This is a genomic window from Streptomyces sp. PH10-H1, from assembly GCF_030063355.1.
Lineage (GTDB): Bacteria > Actinomycetota > Actinomycetes > Streptomycetales > Streptomycetaceae > Actinacidiphila.
This window is the reverse complement of the sequence record NZ_JASISZ010000068.1, coordinates 1-2,935: the sequence shown is the minus strand read 5'-3', so window position 1 is coordinate 2,935 and position 2,935 is coordinate 1. Positions and strand designations below refer to the sequence as shown.

The window sequence follows — 2,935 nt, the reverse complement described above, 5'->3', positions numbered from 1 at the left end:
CCCGCTGCGCGGCCGACACCCGCAGGGACGGCCCGCGCGCTGCGCGCGCTCAGTGCCCCCCTCCAGGCCGTTCCTGGCCTACACCCTGTAGGCCAGCAAGCCACCCCAAAAACACGGCCCTGACCAGGTGTTTTCCTCAACGTGATTCCCGCTGGCCTACTGGCCTACAGGTGCCGAAAACATCTCGCATGAGAGCGCGTGTCGACGGCCACCAGTCCGACAACATCCACGTCATCGAGGGCGGCCCCGTCACCGACAGCGACCCGCAGGCCATCGTGGTTCACGTCCGGTGGCAGTACGTGGACTCTGAGGCGCCCGAAGTCGCCGCGACCATCTGCGTACCCGACCGCCACGGCCGCTACCCCATCGGCGGCTGTGAGTGGACCTGGTATGCCGCCCTCCCCAGCCAGGACGACTACCCCCTGACCGACTGACAGGGGCGCAGGCCTTTCCCGGGGCGCAGCAAGGCGTCAGGCGGGCGCACAAGCCCTCAGGGGGCGGAGCGGCGCAGCCGCTGAAAGCCCGTGCCCTGACGGGCCCTCTGCCCCGGCGCAGCAAGGCCGACATGCGCAGCCCGGCGGCCGGTGACGGTGCAGACCCTGGCGCGCGCCCTCCTCCGGAGGCTGGCCGCGTCGCCCCTACAGGGCGAAGAGCGATGCCCGGCGCTCCGCGCCGACACCCGCCGTGGGGGCTGAGGTTCAACCACTCCCCGAGAAGCGGGAACGGTGGTGCTGCGCACCACCGAGGGAAGTGCAGACGCTGCGCGCCCGCACGCCGCCCGCTGCGCGGCCGACACCCGCAGGGACGGCCCGCGCGCTGCGCGCGCTCAGTGCCCCCCTCCAGGCCGTTCCTGGCCTACACCCTGTAGGCCAGCAAGCCACCCCAAAAACACGGCCCTGACCAGGGGATATCGCGGCACGCTGTTGTGCTGGCCTACTGGCCTACAGGTGCCAAAAACATCTCGCATGAGAGCGCGTTTCGCTTGATCAAAGTGACTCAAGTCAGATACTGTTTCCTTGTTGGCAGGCAGTGGCAGCCCACCAACAACCAGACACCAAACCCAACCCCAAGGGGACAACCATGACCGCAGAGCACGAGTGGCACGCAATCGTCATCACCCCCACCGCGCACGTCCGTGCGATCAAGTGGGACACCACCTCCAGCACCCACCTGCCCGCGCTCTATGAGGCCATCGGGTGCCAGAACGTCGAGGCGGTTCCCCTCACCTCCACACTCACCGCGTGGTTCGACGGCGAGGGCATGTACACCCAAGAGGCCAGCCTCCCGGCCACGATGCTCGTAAGGGCATTCCGGCCCGTTCACCAGCTCTATCACGGCACAACCGTAATCACCGGCGGGACTGACCCGGTCGGCAACACATTGGGCTTGACCGAGGAACAGGGTAAAGCCGTTCTCGAAAAGTGGATGGACGCAATGGAACGCCTCCTCCAGATCTGAACACCCCGCCCCCGGGCAGTGGCAGCCCACACCAGACACCCCACATCACCCCTTGAAAGGGAATCCCATGTTCTTTTCCAACAGCACGCCCCAAGGTCACATGCTCGCGCTGGACGAGGACGGAACCACAATCGATTTCATCGGAAAGCCCGACGAAACAATGCGCGCCCGCATGGTCATTGAAAGCGTGGTAAAGGACTCGGTGGAATCTGTCGAACTCACTGCACAGATCACCGTTCACTTCGCGACCAACGGAATCTGCGCAACCGACCAGCCGAACCACCTCGCTAACGCATTGGCCGCCCTGCTCGGCGTCGAAATCAAAACGCGTGGAATCGTCTTCTTCACCGGCCCCAGCGCCGACGAATGGAATTCCGCACTCATGAGCAGCGCCACTCTGTGCGCCCTCTACGACCAAATCAGCCTGGTAGCCGAATCCCTCTGCGTCGAACTCTCCCATCAAGCCATCGCCTGACGAGTCCTCAGCCAAGGGGCCCCCGGCACCGCCGGGGGCCCCAGCCCCTACGCAACGGGAAAAGCGTCGATGCTCACTCAAACACGCCGCCTGCTGAATGCCCGAGATAACGGATGCGAAATCCGAGAAACGCGCACATACGCTCTAGCAACCTATGCGCCGCGCCATAAATTCGACAGTCGACCGTGGTTCGTTTACGAACCCGAACTCCAACAGGAATTCCGCCTTTCTGGCGCGGAATGCTTTGCCGCAAAAAACGGACTTGCGGAGTGGACAAAGAACCTCCGATGCCCAAAGTGCGGCGCCCCCGATGTGCGGACCACCGTCCGCCAATGGGCCTATTGCGTCGAATGCAAATGGGGCGACATGGAATTCAGCCTAGCCAATTACGGCGACGGCCCCCCAGACCACTAAGCAACCGACCCCCAGGCCGGCACTTCCGCCCCGTAGGAACAGCGCCATGCCCAGCACATCCGCCCTCCCCACCGACGGCACGAAGCGACACAACACACCCCCCACGACCCCCACCAGGCCCACCAAGGACTACGCGCCCGGCGGGTGGGTCGCATGGACCCACCCGACCACCGGCCGCCAGCTCACCGGCATCGTGTCCTCCGCCCAGATCCCCGGCGCCATCGGCAGCCCCTACACCAGCCGGTGCAGGACCCTGCTCCCCTCCGATGGCAGCGACCCGGTTGTCATGCAACTTGCGCACCGCGCCAAAATCTCAGACGGGCGCTGGAATGCCTGTTATGGAAACGGCCTCGTAAGCCAAATTCAACCGGCCGCAACACAACTCGAATTCCCCGGATTCTGAAACGGAAATCGAAGAAAGCAAATCGCCGGGCGATCCATTCGCCCGGCGATTTGATCCCGCACTCAATCCGCGAAGCGGATTGAAAAGAAAAAGCAGCCGCAACGAAATACAGGCGGCACGGGAAAGCAATTCCGCTTTAGCGGAATTCCGCTTTGCTATTCTGCGCCTCGGCGCAGAATAGACGC

4 protein-coding genes are annotated in these 2,935 nt (G+C 64.2%); 3 read left to right on the top strand and 1 reads right to left on the bottom strand.

What is annotated here, in order from left to right; genetic code table 11:
- Positions 1 to 188: 188 nt before the first annotated feature.
- The 3 genes from QMK24_RS31310 to QMK24_RS31300 all read left to right on the top strand — a co-directional run bounded on the left by QMK24_RS31310 (position 189) and on the right by QMK24_RS31300 (position 1,933).
- A complete protein-coding gene (locus tag QMK24_RS31310) occupies positions 189 to 434 on the top strand; it encodes a hypothetical protein (protein ID WP_283470220.1) in 246 nt (81 codons plus the stop codon).
- 646 nt (positions 435 to 1,080) lie between these two features.
- A complete protein-coding gene (locus QMK24_RS31305; protein ID WP_283470219.1) occupies positions 1,081 to 1,458 on the top strand; it encodes a DUF3846 domain-containing protein in 378 nt (125 codons plus the stop codon).
- Between the two features lie 67 nt (positions 1,459 to 1,525).
- Entirely contained in the window at positions 1,526 to 1,933 is a 408-nt protein-coding gene (locus tag QMK24_RS31300) for a hypothetical protein (RefSeq protein ID WP_283470218.1), read from the top strand.
- Positions 1,934 to 2,660: 727 nt separating this feature from the next.
- Here the strand turns inward: QMK24_RS31300 and QMK24_RS31295 are convergent.
- A partial coding sequence (locus tag QMK24_RS31295; protein ID WP_283470217.1) for a hypothetical protein occupies positions 2,661 to 2,935 on the bottom strand: 275 nt, incomplete at its 5' end.

Coding starts and splice junctions, on each gene's coding strand:
- QMK24_RS31310 (WP_283470220.1), top strand. CDS start 189: ATGAGAGCGCGTGTCGACGGCCACCAGTCCGACAACATCCACGTCATC.
- QMK24_RS31305 (WP_283470219.1), top strand. CDS start 1,081: ATGACCGCAGAGCACGAGTGGCACGCAATCGTCATCACCCCCACCGCG.
- QMK24_RS31300 (WP_283470218.1), top strand. CDS start 1,526: ATGTTCTTTTCCAACAGCACGCCCCAAGGTCACATGCTCGCGCTGGAC.